This is a genomic window from Pseudomonas sp. RA_35y_Pfl2_P32, assembly GCF_963970735.1.
Classification (GTDB): domain Bacteria; phylum Pseudomonadota; class Gammaproteobacteria; order Pseudomonadales; family Pseudomonadaceae; genus Aquipseudomonas.
Map to the genome: position 1 here is coordinate 1 of NZ_CAXAQF010000327.1, position 453 is coordinate 453.

Genomic DNA, 453 nt, shown 5'->3' on the forward strand with positions numbered 1-453 from the left:
ATATGCGTTTCGGAGGCGGCCCCGAAATGGCGCAAGACATAGGTTGGCGTCAGCCCGAGCGCCTCGGCCCAGCGAACCTGCGGCCCCTTGCGACACAGCACCGCCTCCAGCAATTGCGCGGGGTCGAGGCCGGGGAAGGACGACAGGATCGCCTCGGCATCGATCGCCGCGATGCAAATCGCCTCGATGCGGCGATAGATGCTGGCCGCGATGCGCCGCCGGGTAAAGCGCGTGATCGCGAGATGATCGCTGCCCAGGCCAAGGCTGAGGATCGCCCAGGCCACCGCCTGCACGCCACGCCCGCTTGTCGGGTGGGAAAATGTCTCGCGCAGGCCGACACAGGCGACGGGCGTAGTGCCGCGCCAGGCCGTCCATGCCTCGCCGCCTTGGGCCAGGTCGTTGGCCATCTCGATCGTCATCACGCGATCAAGGCCGAGCTGCACGCGTTGCGAC

The 453-nt window shown here is 68.0% G+C and carries 1 protein-coding gene; it reads right to left on the reverse strand.

The features are described from left to right. Positions 1–453, reverse strand: a 453-nt coding sequence (locus tag AACY45_RS28525) for a hypothetical protein (protein WP_339548810.1), incomplete at both ends; no start/stop codon positions are given.